The following is a 17,637-nucleotide window of genomic DNA, read 5'->3' as shown; positions in this document are numbered from 1 at the left end:
CTTTTGTAGATGTTATAACAGAAGGATAAACTTTTAGAATTTTATCGTGATACTTTGAGGACATTTTTAACGTGTTTCGATATACTGCTCCAACCCAAAAGATGTCAGGGGAAATTTTTTGACCAATGAAAACTTAAATCGTAAATTCAAACTTTTAAAACCATACCCAATGCGAATTCAAAATGTAACTTTTCTAAGTATCTTTCTTTTGTTACTGACAGCTTGTTCGAGCCCTGAAAGGGAAACAGCTACTTTACTAATTTATGGCGGACCTATTTATACCGTAGACACTACGCAAACCACAGTAGAGGCTGTGGCCACTAAGGGTGATAAAATACTGTTTGCAGGTACACTTAATGAAGCGGAGGTTTATAAAGATGAAAAAACACAGCTTATAGATTTAAAGGGTAAAACCATGACACCCGGGCTTATTGAGGGGCACGGACATTTTATGGGACTTGGTTACAATGAATTGAACCTTGATTTAATGAATACCAAAAGCTATCAAGAAATTGTAGCGGCTGTAGCGGAAAAGGTGAAAACTACAGCTCCGGGAGAATGGATTATAGGTCGGGGCTGGCATCAAAGTAAATGGGATTCTATGCCAAAAGTGACCGTAAACGGATTTCAAACACATGATTTACTTAGTGCCGTATCTCCGGATAATCCCGTATACCTAAAACATGCTAGTGGCCATGCCAGCTTTGCGAATGCAAAAGCTATGGAGATTGCTGGGCTGCAAGTTCTGTCCAAGGAAGGGATTGATAAGTTTACGGTCGAGGGCGGTGAAGTAATGCGAGACGGACTAGGAAGACCCACTGGAATTTTTAATGAGAGGGCCATGACCATTATTACTGAACATATTCCGGAAACCACTGCTGAGAAGAATCGTAAAGCTTTTGAATTGGCCGTGGCCGCATGTCAAAGAAATGGAATAACAGGATTTCATGATGCAGGAATAGGGAAAGAGACTATTGCACTCTACGAAGAAATGAAGGCTGCAGATAAGATGAAACTTCGAATTTACGCTATGCTTACCGGTTGGGATAAAGAATTATTGGGAGAATGGTATGAGAAGGGCCCCATGGTAGACCCGGATAATTTACTAACCATACGCTCCGTTAAATTAAATTGTGATGGGGCTTTAGGTTCGCGAGGAGCTTGGTTACTAGAGCCTTACACAGACAGGCCTGGACACTTTGGTCACGAAACCCTTCCCATGGAATTTGTAAAAGAAACTGCCTTGAACGGGTTGCGTAATGGCTTTCAGGTTTGCGCCCACGCTATTGGCGATAGGGCCAATAGAGAAATACTAGATCGGTATGAAGCGGCTTTTACAGAATTACCCGACACCACAAAAGACCATAGATTCCGTATAGAACATGCCCAACATTTGCACCCAGATGATATACCCCGCTTTGCCGGCTTAGGTGTTATTCCGGCCATGCAGGCGGTACATATGTCGTCGGACAGACCTTGGGCCATTGACCGTCTTGGGGAAAAACGTATCAAAGAAGGCGCTTACATGTGGCAAACGCTGCTTAAAAGTGGTATACCTATAGTTAATGGCACGGATGTACCCGTGGAGCCTTTAAATCCAATAGCAAGTCTTTATGCAAGTGTAAGTCGTAAAACTTTAAAAGGTATGCCAGAAGGGGGTTATGAGCCTGAGCAAAAAATGACAAGGGCTCAAGCACTAAGGTCATATACCTTAGATGCAGCATATGGTGCGTTTGAAGAGGATATAAAAGGTTCTATTACAGCAGGTAAACTGGCAGACTTCACGATTTACAATCAAGACCTTATGACCGTTGCGGAGGATAAGTTTTTGAATACTGAAGTAATAATGACCATTTTTAACGGCGAGGTAGTTTACGAGAAAGAGTAATGGGTTACGAAGTGCTTTTTAAGTTATTACTTAAATTAATTAGCACAAAAACGGCAGTAGCGGGTAAGACCCATCCCAAACTATAGGTGCTCAAAGGGATATAGTTTTGTACGTTTGAAACGGTTTCTTCTAGACCAATTGTGGCTAAAAAATCTGGGACACTAAAAACCATAGTCGTAACTACTACCGCTTTGAATACTTTGGCGGATGCTAATTTCTCTGGTAAAACATTCAATAATATCAATATGATGGTAATAGGATAGATGAACATTAAAGCCGGAATGGCAATGACAACGATAGAGTGAAAATCTAACTGACCAATTAAAACCCCAACGCAACAGGCGAGTATTCCTGTTATGACATAGACATTTTGTGAACCTTTGAATAGTCCCTTAAAATAGTCTGCCGTACCCGTAACTATGCCAACAGCAGTAGTAAAACATGCGAGTGCAATAAGAATACTCAGAACTTTATTTCCAAAAGCTCCCAAGGAAGCAATACTAATGCCACGAAGAAGATTTGCGCGTTGCATATCACTGCTTAAGGCATTATCAATTTGGATATCGGAACCAAAAAAAGAACCTACCGAAATTAATCCGGCGTAGATGAGCAGTAGTCCTAAACCTGCTATAAAACCAGATTTGCGAATCATTTGCTTTTTTGCTTCAAACGAAGTAAGACCCTTCAGGTTTAATGAAATAATCACCACAGCTCCCACAACCACTGCACCGATAGCATCAAAGGTTTGATAACCTTCGAGAATTCCACTTACCACGGGGGCCTCAAAGGAGGAAATATTCATTAGCCCATCAGAAGTTAGCAATCCAATTCCAATTACGGCAAAAAGCATAATAACAATAAAAGGTGTTAAGAACTTACCAATGAAATTCAATATTTTAGAACGGTTTAGTACAAAAATCAGTACTAGTAAAAAGTAAACACTACTGGTCAATAGCGGACTAGTACCAAATACGGGATGTATTGCCATTTCATGCGTTGCAGAAGCTGTTCTCGGGGAAGGTATGGTTATAGAAATAAGATATACTATAATACAATAAACCGTACTGAAGGTAGGTGATACTTTTTTTCCAAAGTCGTACATAGTGCCTTGTAGTCTTGCATGTGCTAAAATTCCAAGAATTGGGATAACAACTGCTGTAATCATAAAACCTAAGGTTACCCACATCCAATCTTCTCCTGCATTATAACCTAAAAGAGGAGGTAGTAGGAGGTTTCCCGCTCCAAAAAAAAGGGAGAATAAAGCAAAAGCTGTGACTAGGATTTCTTTGGTTTTGGTCATGTTAAATAAATAAGCGGAAAGATAAATGAAAAATAGGAAATGCTATTTTTAAAAATGGCTTACCTCTGTTTTTTAAAGGTTAACCACAAGAATTGTCTACATCACAACAATTTATAGTTCAGATGATTAAAAAGATATACTTTAGAAATGAAATCAAGAACCAGGTCGTTCTTCAAATTAGAATTATCATAAACAACAATAGAAAACCCTAGCATTTCTCGATTCCCCAAATCGTACCTATGCACCTAAAAACCCTACAACATGAAAAAAATATTCTGTAATATTTTTGGCCATCACTATTCAGTTTCTAAGAAAGTCACCTCTCATATAAAGGAGTACAAATGTATTCATTGCAGCAAACAAGTTACTACTGATGTTAGTGGAAATCTTTCTATTCTTACACCTGAACTTCAGGATATCAACAGAACTTTAGAACATATTTATCAAAGAAGACACAACGCGCAACAAGTAGCGTAACCGCTTTTATTTTTTGATGCTATAAATTCCACTCCCATGGCTGGTTTTGGAATTTTATAACTCTTCCTGGAAACTAAGTAAGCACCTTTTATCTTAACTGTCGTACGCCCCACAACGGTAAGTGAAGATTGCCCTTTTTTCCAGGATTTTTTTTGGCAACTACAAAGGGTATAACACCACGAGACTTGCTTCGAGTTAGTTTACTTTTAAGAATTATCAAAAGAATTCCATCCTTGCGCCGATAACGGAATTTTTGTTTCGGCTCTGGTGATTAAGTTAGCTCCTTCATCTGCATTTGTCATATACCCTATTACCGTAAGATGAGGATTTCCTTTTATTTTATCAAAATCGGTCTGTTTAATGGTAAATAAAAGTTCGTAATCTTCACCTCCGCTTAAGGCTACCATGGTACTATCCATTTTAAATTCCTCGCAGCTAGCTATAACAGTTGGATCTAAGGGTATCTTATCTTCATAAAGATTACAACCAACATCACTTTTCTTGCAAAGATGTAGAATTTCTGAAGAAAGGCCGTCACTGATATCTATCATAGCGGTAGGCTGTACTTCTAATTTTTGAAGTAAGGTTGCCATGTCCTTTCGTGCTTCCGGTTTTAACTGACGTTCTATGATATAAGAGTAAGGGTCTAAATCCGGTTGACTGTTAGGGTTTACTTTAAAGACCTCTTTTTCTCGCTCTAAAACCTGAAGCCCCATGTATGCACCGCCTAGATCACCTGTAACTACCAGTAAATCATTTGGTTTTGCTCCGGAACGGTATGTGATATCGGCATCTTCCGCTTCACCTATTGCCGTAACACTTAATAACATTCCAGTTTTGGAAGATGTGGTATCGCCACCTATCAAATCAACGCCGTAGGTTTTACAGGCCATATGTATTCCTGCATAAAGTTCCTCTAAAGCCTCTAACGGAAACCGATTAGAAACTGCAATGGAAACGGTTATTTGTGTAGCCACTGCATTCATAGCATAAATATCTGAAAGATTAACCATGACGGCCTTATATCCTAAATGCTTTAAGGGCATATAGCTCAGGTCAAAATGAATACCCTCTATCAATAGGTCTGTGGAGACAACGGTCTTTTTTGATTTGAAATCCAGTACCGCTGCATCATCCCCAATAGCCTTAACGGTGGATTTGTGATTAACAGGAAAATCTTTTGTAAGATGTGCTATTAATCCAAACTCCCCTAATTTCTCCAGTGATGTTTTTATCGTATTCTTATCCTCGATCATTTTGCAAAAGTAAGCACTAAACTTAAATTCATAGTATAAAAAAACTGAAGCTTGGGACTTCAGTTTTTAGCATTATGTAAGAGATACCATTATCCTACGGTATAACCATCCCTATAATTTCGTTTTACGAATTTATTGGCAGGTTCAAAATTAGTAACCTTCATATTTTCGGCATCCCATCGTAATCGTTTTCTTCCATAATACTGTTTACCGCCTCCCCAGAAACTTTTATTTTCAGCTGCTGGATCAACTTCAAAATAGGATTTAAGAGCAAGGTTACCAATAAGGATACTTTCTGTAAAAGGTCCCGCATAATCAAAAGAAGAACTTGTCTTAGCATTACCATAACCGGCCATACAGGCATTTACCCATTGCAAATAATGTCCCTCTGGAACACGGGCAATGGTTTCTTCGACCTCAAACTGTTCGTTAAGTGATAAGGGTAACAGCCTTGGATTAGCTCCATAGCAGTCTGCCATCAACTTGCCTTTATCCCCTATGAACAGAACGCCACCATCCCAGTTGCCCAAAGCTTCATCATCTCCTAATTCCTCCGGTCGCTCTGGTAAAAGTCCGCCGTCCATCCAAGATACTTTAATGGTGCCTTTACCATCTGTTCTGGGGTAACTAAGGTGTATTTTACTGGAGTTTGGAAAACTTTTTGGATAATCCTTATATTGAAAATTACCACTAAAGGAATCAGAAACGCTACACTCAACGGCGTTGGGATATAAGATAGGAAGTATTCTATAAACGGGGTCCATAATATGGCAAGCCATGTCCCCAAGGGCACCAGTGCCAAAATCTGACCATCCGCGCCAATCAAAAGGAAGATACGCATCATTGTAATCGCGCATTTCAGCGGTGCCCAACCAAAGGTCCCAATTAAGACCTTTCGGAATCTTATCTTTCTTAGCGGGAGTTTGTAAGGCTTGTGGCCATATAGCTCTGTTCGTCCAGCACTTTACCGTATGTACATCACCAATAATTCCAGTATCGTAAATTTCTTTCATTTTTCTTACACCATCACCGGAACCACCTTGATTACCCATTTGGGTAACTATCTTGAATTCTTTAGCGGCCTCGGTAAGCATTCTTGCTTCCCATATATCATGTGTCAAAGGTTTTTGAACGTATACATGTTTGCCCATCTGCATGGCCTTGTATGCTGCAACGGCGTGGTTATGATCTGGAGTAGAAACAGATACGGCATCAATATTGTTTTTCTCCTTGTCCAACATTTTCCTAAAGTCATTATAGTAATTGGCTTTTGGAAAGGCCTCCCTTGACTTAACTGCTTGCCTGTCATCTACATCACATAATGCTACAATATTTACGTTAGGACTTTCTGCGAAAGAAGCAATATCACTATGCCCCTTGCCCCCGGCGCCAATACCCGCTATGTTCAACTTATCACTAGGGGCAACATATCCTTGTCCGCCTAGGACATGTCTTGGTACAATCATAAAACCTGCAGCGGCAGCGGTTGTTTTCTTTACAAAGGACCTTCTTGAGGTATTTTTTAAAATGAAATTTTTATTAGACATAGAAGAATTAATTATAGTTGTTTGAATAGGGGCATTAAGATAATGGAAATAACTTGAATTCTAAGGAGATGTCTATGAGATATTTTAGGGCTAGATAAACAGCAGCCCTGTATTATAGTAAAGGTTTCTTAGCTTTCGCCAAGAATTAGAAGACTTTTTATGCCGTATCTTTACTTAAGGGTATAATTTTTGCTATGATAAATTACATGAGACGACTACGACTTTTTTCTTTACTGTTGGTAATTGCTGCTTGCTCCAAAAGTGGAGTGCTCGATAATATTGAAGTTATTGAAAATCCTGAGACTCCAGAAGTTACCCTGAACGCTACGCCGTGTGAAAATGGCATGGCTGGTGATTTTCCATGCAATGGTTATGATTTATTGGCAAGAATTCCGATAAGTACCTTCCAAGCCCAGTCCGGTAATGATATCTGGGGATGGACGGACACTACTACTGGCAAAGAATACGCACTAATGGGATTGGATAATGGCACTGCTTTTATAGATATCTCAGATTCAGAAAATTTAATTTACTTGGGGAAATTGCCTACGGCAACGTCATCTAGTTCTTGGAGAGATATTAAAGTATATCAAGACCATGCCTATATTGTGGCAGAGGCAAATGGTCACGGGGTTCAAGTTTTTGATTTAAAGAGACTTAGAAACGTGTCAAATACTCCGGAGACTTTTTCTGAAGATGGTAGGTATACGGCCATTGGTAATGCGCATAATATCGTGATCAATGAAGATACTGGTTTTGCTTACCCCGTTGGCACAGACCGTAATGATGCTTTTGGTGGTGGAGTTCATTTCTTAGATTTACAGAACCCTAAGGTGCCATTAGCTGCTGGCGGATGGGGAGAAAACGGTTATACCCATGACGCACATGTCGTTAGTTATAACGGCCCGGATACAGATTACGTCGGAGCCGAGATTTTTGTAGGAGCCAATGAAGATCAAGTTGTAGTCGTGAACATATCCGATAAAGAGAACCCTACGGAACTGGCCTCCTTGCCTTATCCGAATATAGGGTATACGCATCAAGGGTGGTTTACGGAAGATCAGCGCTATTTTATTCTTGGAGATGAATTGGATGAGGTAAATTCTGGTTTTAGATCTAGAACCTTGATTTTTGATATGACAGATTTAGATAATCCCGTTCTACACGATACTTATCTTGGCCCTACCAGTGCTATTGACCATAACGGATATGTGCTGGGTAATGAGTTTTTCTTGGCTAATTATACTGCAGGAGTGCGTGTTTTGGATATTTCACAGATAGAAGGAAAGAATATTTCTGAAACAGGTTTTTTTGACACCTATCCTAGTGATGATAATACGCAATTTGATGGTGTTTGGAGTGTGTACCCCTTCTTTGCAAGTGGAAAAATATTGGTAAGTGATATTAATGGAGGGTTCTTTGTAATTAAAAAATCGAATTAACACCATGAAAAAATTTCTTTTTGTTTTTATGGTATGCACAGTTTTTTCTTGCTCAAGAGAGGAGGAAAATACCGATTTTGACATTCCTACCACCCAGTTTTTAGGGGAATTAGAATGGATCAAAAGTTTTGGTGGAACAGGTGAAGAAACCGCGCAAGCTGTTATAGAAACCTCGGACGGGGGTTACGCTATTCTTGGTTTCACTAACAGTACTGACGGAGATATACAAGATAAATCTTTGAACGTAAACGATTACTGGCTCTTAAAGCTAGATGCAGACGGCACCTTACAATGGAACAAGACGTATGGTGGCAGTAAGGATGACAGAGGACAAAGTTTGGTGCAAACCCTAGATGGTGGTTATGCCTTAACAGGTTACGCTATGAGTGATGATGGAGACGGGTCGGTCAATAATGGATTTCATGATAATTGGGTATTGAAATTAGATGCATTAGGAAACATTGAATGGGAAAAGAGTTTTGGTTTTTCTGGGCACGATCATTCCTATGATATTTTACAGACAACCGATGGGGGCTATTTTTTCACGGGCTTTTTAGATATTACATCCGCTAGGGCAGATGGTAATACGGAGAAATCAGGAACATTGACCAGGCATGGTGTAGGAGAATTTTGGGGAACCAGAATTAATAAAATAGGGGATGTAGAATGGCGAGGTTATTTTGGAGGTACTAACAATGATAGAGCACATGGCGTGGTGCAATCAGAAGATATGGGCTTTGTAATGGCCGGTTTTTCTGAGAGTGATGATTTTGATATTAGCAATACCCAAGGAAGTTATGATTTTTGGATGGTGAAAGTAGATAAAAATGGCAATATGTTATGGGAACGTTCTTTTGGTGGTTCTGGAATAGAGATAGCCTATGATATTGCTAAGACAAAAGACAATGGATATGTTGTCGTCGGCAATACGTTTAGCACCGATGGGGATATTTCAACGGATAAAGGAGCATCAGATATTTGGCTTATTAAAGTTGATGATTCGGGGAGTTTGGTCTGGGAGCGTTCTTTTGGAGGTTCTCAGTTTGATGCCGCACAAGCTGTTACACCAAGTAAAGACGGCGGATTTTTCCTAATAGGGAATTCTAAGAGCTCGGACTTGGACACTAATTCGAATGCAGGTGAAAATGATATTTGGATGATAAAAACCGATGCGGAAGGTAATCTCGTCTGGCAAAAATCTTTCGGGGGTTCGGATATTGATTTTGGCTTTGATGTTATTGAAAATTCATCGGGTAGTGTGCTATTGGTCGGCGAAACTTCAAGCGTCGATTTTCCCTCGTTAACCTCCAAAGGTAGATCTGACCTAGTGGTCATTAAAGTTAAATAAGATTGCGGATTAAAGCAATAGAAAAACCCTATCCTCATATACGTTATAATAATGTTAGGTTTTGTAATAAAAACCTACTTATGACTTATATTTGTAAACTATTTAGACCAAATCCAATTAAGAAATGATTCAAGTATCGGAAACGGCAAAATTAAAAGTCATTAACCTCATGACAGAAGGAGGTTTTGATGCCTCTAAGGATTACGTTCGAGTGGGCGTAAAAAGTGGAGGTTGTAGTGGGTTATCCTATGAACTGGATTTTGATAATAAAATGACAGAAACCGACAAGGTTTTTGAGGATAATGATGTGCGTATTATAGTAGACAAAAAGAGCTTTTTGTATCTCGTAGGAACAGTGCTGGAATATTCCGGAGGGTTAAACGGAAAAGGATTTGTATTCAACAATCCCAATGCACAAAGAACCTGTGGTTGTGGAGAAAGCTTTTCGTTATAATAACTAAGATTTGAGATTATCACGTTTATAAAAATAGTAGATAGAACTAATTTTCCCCTCTGGGGGATTAAAGTGGGCTTATGGCATATACTGAAGAGGAATTAAAGAAAGAACTGGAAACTAAAGAGTACGAGTATGGTTTCTACACGGATCTTAAATCAGATACTTTCCCCAAAGGGTTAAGTGAAGACATAGTGCGTGCGATATCCAAAAAGAAGAATGAGCCAGAATGGATGACAGAATGGCGTCTTGATGCCTATCGTATCTGGAAAGAAATGGAAGAGCCAGAGTGGGCAAACGTTCATTACGAAAAACCAGATTTCCAAGCCATAAGTTATTATTCCGCTCCAAAAAAAGCGGATCCCAATAAAACATTGGACGATGTAGACCCAGAGTTATTGGCGATGTACAAGAAATTAGGTATTTCCGTAGATGAACAAAAGAAACTGCAAAATGTTGCAGTAGATATTGTGGTAGATTCGGTTTCCGTGGCAACCACATTTCAAAAAACATTAGCTGAAAAGGGAATTATATTCATGCCCATTTCAGAAGCCATACAAGAGCATCCAGAATTGGTTAAAAAATACATGGGTACGGTTGTTCCTAAAAAGGATAATTTTTACGCTGCCCTGAACTCGGCCGTTTTTACAGATGGGTCTTTCTGTTATATCCCTAAAGGGGTAAAATGCCCAATGGAATTGTCTACCTATTTTAGAATTAACGAAGGTGGCACCGGTCAGTTTGAACGTACTTTGGTCATTGCAGATGAAAGTAGTTATGTGAGTTACTTGGAAGGCTGTACGGCACCATCGCGAGATGAGAACCAACTGCACGCTGCTGTTGTGGAGCTTATTGCGCTAGATGATGCGGAAATTAAATATTCTACCGTACAGAACTGGTTTCCAGGAAATGCTGAAGGTAAAGGAGGGGTATACAATTTTGTGACCAAGCGTGGTATCTGTGAGAACAATGCCAAAATTTCTTGGACGCAGGTAGAAACAGGCTCTGCCGTTACATGGAAATATCCTTCTTGTATTTTAAAGGGGAACAATTCTGTTGGGGAGTTCTACTCTATAGCGGTAACCAATAATTACCAGCAAGCTGATACGGGTACTAAAATGATTCATTTAGGAAAGAACACAAAAAGCACCATTATATCTAAAGGTATTTCCGCAGGAAAATCTCAAAACAGTTATAGAGGATTGGTACAGATTGGTTCCAGAGCGGAGAACGCACGTAATTTTTCGCAGTGCGACTCGCTTTTAATGGGTAACGAGTGTGGTGCACACACCTTTCCATATATTGAAGCAAAGAACAAGTCGGCCCAAATAGAACATGAAGCTACAACAAGTAAAATTGGTGAAGACCAAATCTTTTATTGCAATCAAAGAGGTATAGATACAGAAAAAGCCATAGCGTTAATTGTAAACGGTTTTAGCAAAGAGGTGTTGAACAAGCTTCCTATGGAGTTTGCCGTAGAAGCGCAGAAATTATTAGAGATTAGTTTAGAAGGTTCTGTAGGTTAATTCTCGTAGCGATGAAAAAAATAATATCCATACTAATTGTTACTGTTGCACTTTTCTCTTGTAAAGAGGTAAAAAAAGAAGTAGCATCCGAAGAGACAACAAAACCCGAAATAAAACTGTACACCTTTAGCGGTGGAACCGTAATGGTGAATAATCTGGAGCTGTTTTCTCAAGATACTACCTATCAAGGTCAGTCTAAAGAATTTGCTGATCCTTACTACGTAATTAGTCATCCAAAGGGAACACTCATGTGGGATGCCGGACTTCCTGAAGGTCTTGTTGCCGCTCCAGAACCAATAACTCCACCAGGAGGTGCTTTTACCATATCTAGAAAAGATTCTGTAAACAAGCAACTCAAGTTAATTGGGATGACTCCAGATGATATTAATTACCTAGCACTTTCACATACGCATTTTGACCATAGTGGTCACGCCAATGCGATTAGTAATGCGACTTGGTTGGTTCAGGATGTCGAATATGATATGATTACAAGCGATGAAATAAGGAATAGCGAAAATGCGGGACTGTATGAGGCCATTAAATCCCTTAAAAACGTTAAAAAACTAAATGGGGATTTCGATGTATTTGGGGACGGTAGCGTAATTATTAAATCAATGCCAGGTCATACACCGGGTCATCAGGTTTTATTCTTGGATATGCCAGAAAATGGTCCTACACTTTTAACAGGAGATTTATACCATCTGTATGAGAATAGGGAACATAGAAGAGTTCCTAGTTTTAACTTTGACGTAGCGCAGACCTTATCAAGTATGGATAGTTTTGAAGCTTTCGCCAAAGAGAAAAATGCAAAAGTATATTTACAACATCAAAAAGAAGATTTTAATAAAATGCCTAAGGCACCAAAATATTTAAAGTAGTAGCTAATGTTAACAATTAAGGATTTACACGCTCAAGTAGAGGATAAAGCAATTTTAAAAGGGATAAACCTAGAAGTTAAAGCGGGTGAAGTACACGCCATAATGGGGCCAAATGGTTCTGGTAAAAGTACACTAGCGTCAGTTATTGCCGGAAAAGAGGAGTTTGAGGTTACTCAAGGTTCTGTTGCATTGGAGGGTGAAGATTTAGAAGATGTTGCTCCAGAGGAAAGAGCGCACAAAGGTGTATTTCTTTCGTTTCAATACCCGGTGGAGATTCCAGGAGTTTCGGTTACCAATTTTATGAAAACGGCGATTAACGAATCTAGAAAGGCAAGAGGCTTAGAAGATATGCCAGCGAATGAAATGCTGAAGTTAATTCGTGAGAAATCAGAATTATTGGAGATAGATAGAAAGTTCCTTTCGCGTTCTTTAAATCAAGGTTTTTCTGGAGGAGAGAAAAAAAGAAACGAAATTTTTCAAATGGCAATGTTAGAGCCTAAAGTTGCTATTTTGGATGAAACCGATTCTGGTTTGGATATTGATGCCTTGAGAATTGTGGCGAACGGAGTAAATAAATTAAAGAGTAAGGATAACGCTGTAATTGTCATTACGCACTATCAAAGACTTTTAGATTATATCGTTCCTGATTTTGTGCACGTTCTACATAATGGTAAAATCGTAAAATCTGGTGGTAAGGAATTAGCCTTGGAATTAGAGGAAAAAGGATACGACTGGATTAAACAAGAAGCGGCAGTTTAAAGGCAACCCACAGTTACGCTGCGAACTGAAAACTAAATAAGATGGATTTAAAAGATAAATTAATTTCTTCCTTTATGGCCTTTGAGAACAATGTGGATGTAGAGCATCCCGTTCATGATGTGCGCACGGAAGCCATAAAGAACTTTGAGGCAAAAGGCTTTCCGAACAAGAAGGAAGAGGCTTGGAAATATACTTCGTTGAACAGTCTTCAGAAAATAGACTTCAGTATTTTCCCTAAACAGGATAATGCGCTAGAATATAAGGAGGTTAAAAAGTACTTTATTCATGATATAGATACCTATAAAATTGTTTTTATAGACGGTGTTTATAGTTCCCATCTATCTGAAACTACACATGATGGAGTAGATATTTGTTTAATGAGTTCTGCCTTGACCAAACCCATGTACAAGCAAATTATAGATGTATATTTTAATAAGGTTGCCTCAAAAGAAGAGTCCTTAACAACGTTAAATACGGCTTTCAGTAGAGAGGGAGCTTACATCTATATTCCAAAGAATAAGATGCCAAAGAAACCAGTGGAGATTTTAAACTTTGCCACAGGAAACGAAGCATCACTCATGTTACAACCTAGAAATCTCATTATTGTCGAGGAGAATGCAGAAGTTCAGATTATAGAACGTCATCAAAGCCTTACTTCTAACGAAGTGCTTACGAATGCCGTCACAGAGATTTATGCTGCAGAAAATGCAATAATAGACTACTATAAAATTCAAAACGATGCCGCTAAAGCTTCTTTGATAGATAATACCTATATCAATCAAAAGAGTAAAAGTAATGTTAGCGTGCATACCTTTTCTTTTGGTGGTAAACTAACACGTAACAATCTTAATTTCTTTCAAAATGGAGAGTACATGGACTCTACCATGAAGGGAGTTACCATATTGGGAGATAAACAACATGTAGATCACCATACCTTGGTACATCATATTGAGCCTAACTGTGAAAGCCATCAAGATTACAAGGGTATCTATGGAGAAAGCTCAACAGGGGTTTTTAATGGTAAAATTATCGTAGACAAGATTGCGCAGAAGACCAATGCCTTTCAACAGAATAACAATATCCTTGTTAGTGATAAAGCAACGATCAATACAAAACCGCAATTAGAAATTTTTGCGGATGATGTAAAATGTTCTCATGGCTGTACAATCGGTCAACTAGATGAAGATGCGCTTTTTTATATGCAAACTAGAGGAATCCCTAAGAAGGAAGCACGGGCACTACTTATGTATGCTTTTGCTAACAATGTTTTAGAAAGTGTTCGTATTCCAGAACTGAAAGCTAGAATTAATAAACTGATCGCTAAAAAATTAGGCGTAAATCTAGGGTTTGATTTATAGACTTATGAATACAATAGATAACAATAGAAAAAGAGCTATGATCATCATAGCTCTTTTTTCATTTTTGGTTTATAATGGTAATGCCCAAGAAACTACTTTTGGACTCAAAGGAGGGTTGAATTATTCGTCCGTCGTTGGGGATTTGACCGAGGGCGTCAAATTTCGTTTCTCGGGTCATGGAGGGCTATTCTTAGAAATTGCTTTCTCAGAGAAGTTTCAATTGCAGCCAGAACTACTCTACTCCTCGCAAGGGTTTCAATTTAGTACGGATCTGGCTTCCATACAAAATGGAGGAGGTTCAACCGGAGAGGAAAACGATTTTAGAACCAACGTGCAGCTCAATTACTTAACCGTTCCACTACTGGGTAAATTTGCGCTTAATGATAGGTATGCATTAGAATTTGGGCCACAGTTTGGTTTTTTACTCAATCAAGTGACTAAAATCAAGAATCTGGACGAACAAGATGGTGAGGATGCCAATCAAAGAAGTTCCGTATCCGGAGATTTTCAATTAGATTACGGTGTGGCTGTTGGGTTGGATGTACGTTTAAATAATCACTTTTCTTTAGCCCCTAGATTTTATATCGGTATTCGAAATCGATTGAACGGACTGCCTAATGTACAGAATTTTAATGCGGCACTACAGCTTTCTGCGAATTATAGGTTTCTTTAGTGTTCTAAATCTTATGATTTATTTGAACTTACAATATAAGTAGATATGAAAGCTAGTAGGTATCTTTGTATTTCAATACCATTGCTATGTTGAACGTAACAGAAATTCGTAAAAATTTTCCCATTTTAGAGCGTGAGGTAAACGGGAAACCATTGGTTTACCTAGATAATGCGGCAACCTCGCAAACACCACAACAGGTAATAAATGCCATAGTGGATTACTATAAGAATTATAATGCTAATATCCACAGAGGGGTGCATGCACTTTCGCAAGAGGCGACTGATAAATATGAACAAGCGCGTGTAAAAATTCAAACGCATTTCAACGCTGCTAAAACGCACGAAATTATTTTTACCTCAGGTACTACCCATAGTATTAATATTGTGGCCAATGGATTTTCTTCCTTGATTAAAAAGGACGATGAGATTCTTGTTTCTGCCATGGAGCATCATTCCAATATTGTGCCATGGCAAATGCTATGCGAGCGTACGGGAGCTATTTTAAAAGTCATCCCCATGAACCAAGAGGGGGAACTTTTAATGGATGTTTATGATGATTTGCTTTCGGAAAAGACCAAACTGGTATTCTGTAATCACATATCTAATGCTTTAGGTACCATTAACCCCATCGAGGAAATTATATCAAAAGCACATAAGGTAGGTGCTGCGGTACTCATAGATGGTGCCCAAGCAGCACCGCATTTAGTTGCGGACGTCCAAAAACTGGATGTTGATTTCTACACCGTTTCCGCGCATAAAATATGCGGACCTACAGGAGTTGGGATGCTCTATGGAAAAGAGGAATGGTTAAATAAGTTACCTCCTTACCAAGGCGGGGGTGAGATGATTGCGGAAGTTACCTTTGAGAAAACCACCTATGCCGACTTACCTCATAAGTTTGAAGCGGGTACTCCAAATATCTGCGGAGGCATTGCTTTCGGGGCAGCTTTAGATTATATGAATGCTATTGGTTTTAATGAAATAGCGGCTTATGAAAATGAACTGCTCAAATACGCGACGAAAGAACTACTGAGAATAGAAGGTCTTAAAATATACGGAACAGCAAAAACCAAGACATCTGTAATTTCTTTTAACATAGAAGGCTTACACCCATATGACATTGGAAGTATTTTGGATAAATTGGGTGTTGCCGTAAGGACAGGACACCACTGCGCACAACCCATTATGGATTTTTATGGGATTCCCGGAACCGTTAGGGCCAGTTTTAGTTTTTATAATACTAAGGAAGAGGTTGATGTATTGGTCAGAAGTGTTAAACGAGCAAAGAACATGTTGCTTTAACCTTAGGAGTTATCGTTTTCTTAAACTATTGATATCCACCGATTGTTATTGTATTTTTGCAAAAAATTAAGCAATGAACATCAAGGAAATACAGGACGATATTGTAGACGAATTTTCTATGTTCGAAGATTGGATGCAACGCTACGAGTACATGATAGACTTGGGTAAATCCTTACCTTTAATTGACGATGAATTCAAGACGGATGATAATATCATCAAAGGTTGTCAGAGTAAAGTTTGGGTACATGCCGATTTAGAGGATAATAAACTAATTTTTACGGCAGATAGTGACGCTATCATCACCAAAGGAATTATTGCTATTTTAATACGAGCATTTAGTAACCAAAAACCTCAGGATATTATTGATGCGGACACTAAATTTATTGATGAAATAGGGCTAAAAGAACATTTGTCACCCACTAGAGCTAATGGTCTTGTGAGTATGATCAAACAGATTAAACTATATGCGGTGGCATATCAAACACAAATTAACTAGAGATGAGCGAAGATAATATAGCAGAAGATAGTGCAGTTTTAGGAGACAAAATCGTAAGAGTTTTAAAAACGATTTATGACCCCGAAATTCCTGTGGATATCTATGAACTAGGACTTATTTATGACGTTTTGGTAAATGAGGATAGCGAAGTTAAAATTTTAATGACACTTACATCTCCCAATTGCCCTGTTGCCGAGACACTTCCTGTAGAGGTAGAAGAAAAGGTAAAATCCATTAATGAGATTAAGGACGCTGAGGTAGAAATTACCTTTGATCCACCTTGGACCCAAGATTTAATGAGCGAAGAGGCTAAATTGGAGTTAGGGATGCTTTAAAGTCCGGAATACTTCCTATTTAAAATTCTTTAATAATAACTATGTCTGAAGAAATAATTAATAAGGTCGCCCAAAGCAAGCTCGTCACATTCAACCTTGAAGACTATTATCCAAAAGGAGAACGTGTAGTTTTAGATATCAAAGATTGGCTTTTTGAAGGGTTTATCCTTAGAGAAAAAGAATTCCGAGCGCATATTAAAGCATATAATTGGGAACAATATAAGGATGCGTATGTAGCCTTAACTTGCTCAACGGATGCTATTGTGCCTGGATGGGCGTACATGTTGGTGACCACAAAGCTTCAACCTTTTGTGGTTAGGACGGTTTTGGGAAATCTTGAAGATTTGGAGACTTCAATATATCAATCTATAATAGAAGGTATCGATGTTTCAGATTATAAGGATAAACCAGTAATTATAAAGGGATGTAGCCATAAACCTGTCCCTCCCAATGCCTATTTAATGCTAACAGCGAAGCTATTACCTATTGCGAAGTCTGTTATGTATGGTGAGGCCTGTTCCTCCGTACCTTTGTATAAAAGAAAATAATCCTATTTTTTTTAATTTGAAATGTGACTATTCTTACATTTGCGTTTCTAA

16 protein-coding genes are annotated in these 17,637 nt (G+C 38.7%); 13 read left to right on the top strand and 3 right to left on the bottom strand.

The features are described 5' to 3' along the window. The first annotated feature begins 169 nt into the window (after positions 1-169). Positions 170-1,888 carry an amidohydrolase gene (locus SJY09_RS12900; protein ID WP_396636129.1) on the top strand — a complete coding sequence of 573 codons (1,719 nt, stop codon included), beginning with the start codon at positions 170-172 and terminating at the stop codon, positions 1,886-1,888. 4 nt (positions 1,889-1,892) lie between these two features. Here SJY09_RS12900 and brnQ read toward each other — a convergent pair whose 3' ends face one another. From brnQ to SJY09_RS12885, 3 genes are all read right to left on the bottom strand, one after another. After that, positions 1,893-3,188 (bottom strand): branched-chain amino acid transport system II carrier protein, encoded by a 1,296-nt coding sequence (gene brnQ / locus SJY09_RS12895; protein WP_396636128.1) that lies wholly within the window; start codon positions 3,186-3,188, stop codon positions 1,893-1,895. A 683-nt stretch (positions 3,189-3,871) separates the two neighbouring features. Further along, a complete protein-coding gene (thiL, locus tag SJY09_RS12890) occupies positions 3,872-4,921 on the bottom strand; it encodes a thiamine-phosphate kinase (RefSeq protein ID WP_396636127.1) in 1,050 nt (349 codons plus the stop codon). Between the two features lie 89 nt (positions 4,922-5,010). Continuing rightward, on the bottom strand, positions 5,011-6,468 hold the full coding sequence (locus tag SJY09_RS12885) for a Gfo/Idh/MocA family protein (protein ID WP_396636126.1): 1,458 nt from the start codon (positions 6,466-6,468) through the stop codon (positions 5,011-5,013). Positions 6,469-6,662: 194 nt separating this feature from the next. On the opposite strand from SJY09_RS12885, the gene SJY09_RS12880 reads away from it, so the two are divergent. The 12 genes from SJY09_RS12880 (at position 6,663) to SJY09_RS12825 (ending at position 17,586) form a co-directional block, all read left to right on the top strand. Continuing rightward, a complete protein-coding gene (locus SJY09_RS12880) occupies positions 6,663-7,910 on the top strand; it encodes a choice-of-anchor B family protein (protein ID WP_396636125.1) in 1,248 nt (415 codons plus the stop codon). A 4-nt stretch (positions 7,911-7,914) separates the two neighbouring features. Further along, the gene (locus tag SJY09_RS12875) at positions 7,915-9,258 is read left to right on the top strand and encodes a hypothetical protein (protein ID WP_396636124.1); all 1,344 of its coding nucleotides are present in this window, start codon (positions 7,915-7,917) and stop codon (positions 9,256-9,258) included. 124 nt (positions 9,259-9,382) lie between these two features. After that, a complete protein-coding gene (locus SJY09_RS12870; protein WP_396636123.1) occupies positions 9,383-9,712 on the top strand; it encodes a HesB/IscA family protein in 330 nt (109 codons plus the stop codon). Positions 9,713-9,792: 80 nt separating this feature from the next. Beyond that, positions 9,793-11,238 carry a Fe-S cluster assembly protein SufB gene (sufB, locus tag SJY09_RS12865; RefSeq protein ID WP_396636122.1) on the top strand — a complete coding sequence of 482 codons (1,446 nt, stop codon included), beginning with the start codon at positions 9,793-9,795 and terminating at the stop codon, positions 11,236-11,238. 11 nt (positions 11,239-11,249) lie between these two features. Next, on the top strand, positions 11,250-12,116 hold the full coding sequence (locus SJY09_RS12860; protein WP_396636121.1) for an N-acyl homoserine lactonase family protein: 867 nt from the start codon (positions 11,250-11,252) through the stop codon (positions 12,114-12,116). Between the two features lie 6 nt (positions 12,117-12,122). Next, the gene (gene sufC / locus SJY09_RS12855; protein WP_396636120.1) at positions 12,123-12,875 is read left to right on the top strand and encodes a Fe-S cluster assembly ATPase SufC; all 753 of its coding nucleotides are present in this window, start codon (positions 12,123-12,125) and stop codon (positions 12,873-12,875) included. Between the two features lie 41 nt (positions 12,876-12,916). Further along, positions 12,917-14,233: a Fe-S cluster assembly protein SufD gene (gene sufD, locus SJY09_RS12850; protein ID WP_396636119.1), complete on the top strand. Its 1,317-nt coding sequence runs from the start codon at positions 12,917-12,919 to the stop codon at positions 14,231-14,233. Positions 14,234-14,237: 4 nt separating this feature from the next. Beyond that, positions 14,238-14,906 carry a porin family protein gene (locus tag SJY09_RS12845; RefSeq protein ID WP_396636118.1) on the top strand — a complete coding sequence of 223 codons (669 nt, stop codon included), beginning with the start codon at positions 14,238-14,240 and terminating at the stop codon, positions 14,904-14,906. 86 nt (positions 14,907-14,992) lie between these two features. Next, the gene (locus SJY09_RS12840) at positions 14,993-16,207 is read left to right on the top strand and encodes an aminotransferase class V-fold PLP-dependent enzyme (protein ID WP_396636117.1); all 1,215 of its coding nucleotides are present in this window, start codon (positions 14,993-14,995) and stop codon (positions 16,205-16,207) included. Positions 16,208-16,280: 73 nt separating this feature from the next. After that, positions 16,281-16,703 (top strand): SufE family protein, encoded by a 423-nt coding sequence (locus SJY09_RS12835; RefSeq protein WP_396636116.1) that lies wholly within the window; start codon positions 16,281-16,283, stop codon positions 16,701-16,703. 2 nt (positions 16,704-16,705) lie between these two features. Then, positions 16,706-17,038, top strand: coding sequence for an SUF system Fe-S cluster assembly protein (locus SJY09_RS12830; protein ID WP_396636115.1), 333 nt, complete (start codon positions 16,706-16,708; stop codon positions 17,036-17,038). Positions 17,039-17,079: 41 nt separating this feature from the next. Next, entirely contained in the window at positions 17,080-17,586 is a 507-nt protein-coding gene (locus SJY09_RS12825; protein WP_396636114.1) for a DUF2480 family protein, read from the top strand. Positions 17,587-17,637: the final 51 nt, after the last annotated feature.

It is taken from the genome of Maribacter sp. R77961, from assembly GCF_044594925.1.
Lineage (GTDB): Bacteria > Bacteroidota > Bacteroidia > Flavobacteriales > Flavobacteriaceae > Maribacter.
Note: the sequence above shows the minus strand (reverse complement) of the source record. Positions and strands in the feature narration are given on the sequence as shown.

Coding starts and splice junctions, on each gene's coding strand:
- SJY09_RS12860 (WP_396636121.1), top strand. CDS start 11,250: ATGAAAAAAATAATATCCATACTAATTGTTACTGTTGCACTTTTCTCT.
- SJY09_RS12900 (WP_396636129.1), top strand. CDS start 170: ATGCGAATTCAAAATGTAACTTTTCTAAGTATCTTTCTTTTGTTACTG.
- SJY09_RS12870 (WP_396636123.1), top strand. CDS start 9,383: ATGATTCAAGTATCGGAAACGGCAAAATTAAAAGTCATTAACCTCATG.
- sufB (WP_396636122.1), top strand. CDS start 9,793: ATGGCATATACTGAAGAGGAATTAAAGAAAGAACTGGAAACTAAAGAG.
- thiL (WP_396636127.1), bottom strand. CDS start 4,921: ATGATCGAGGATAAGAATACGATAAAAACATCACTGGAGAAATTAGGG.
- sufD (WP_396636119.1), top strand. CDS start 12,917: ATGGATTTAAAAGATAAATTAATTTCTTCCTTTATGGCCTTTGAGAAC.
- SJY09_RS12825 (WP_396636114.1), top strand. CDS start 17,080: ATGTCTGAAGAAATAATTAATAAGGTCGCCCAAAGCAAGCTCGTCACA.
- SJY09_RS12880 (WP_396636125.1), top strand. CDS start 6,663: ATGATAAATTACATGAGACGACTACGACTTTTTTCTTTACTGTTGGTA.
- SJY09_RS12830 (WP_396636115.1), top strand. CDS start 16,706: ATGAGCGAAGATAATATAGCAGAAGATAGTGCAGTTTTAGGAGACAAA.
- SJY09_RS12840 (WP_396636117.1), top strand. CDS start 14,993: ATGTTGAACGTAACAGAAATTCGTAAAAATTTTCCCATTTTAGAGCGT.
- brnQ (WP_396636128.1), bottom strand. CDS start 3,188: ATGACCAAAACCAAAGAAATCCTAGTCACAGCTTTTGCTTTATTCTCC.
- SJY09_RS12835 (WP_396636116.1), top strand. CDS start 16,281: ATGAACATCAAGGAAATACAGGACGATATTGTAGACGAATTTTCTATG.
- sufC (WP_396636120.1), top strand. CDS start 12,123: ATGTTAACAATTAAGGATTTACACGCTCAAGTAGAGGATAAAGCAATT.
- SJY09_RS12875 (WP_396636124.1), top strand. CDS start 7,915: ATGAAAAAATTTCTTTTTGTTTTTATGGTATGCACAGTTTTTTCTTGC.
- SJY09_RS12885 (WP_396636126.1), bottom strand. CDS start 6,468: ATGTCTAATAAAAATTTCATTTTAAAAAATACCTCAAGAAGGTCCTTT.
- SJY09_RS12845 (WP_396636118.1), top strand. CDS start 14,238: ATGAATACAATAGATAACAATAGAAAAAGAGCTATGATCATCATAGCT.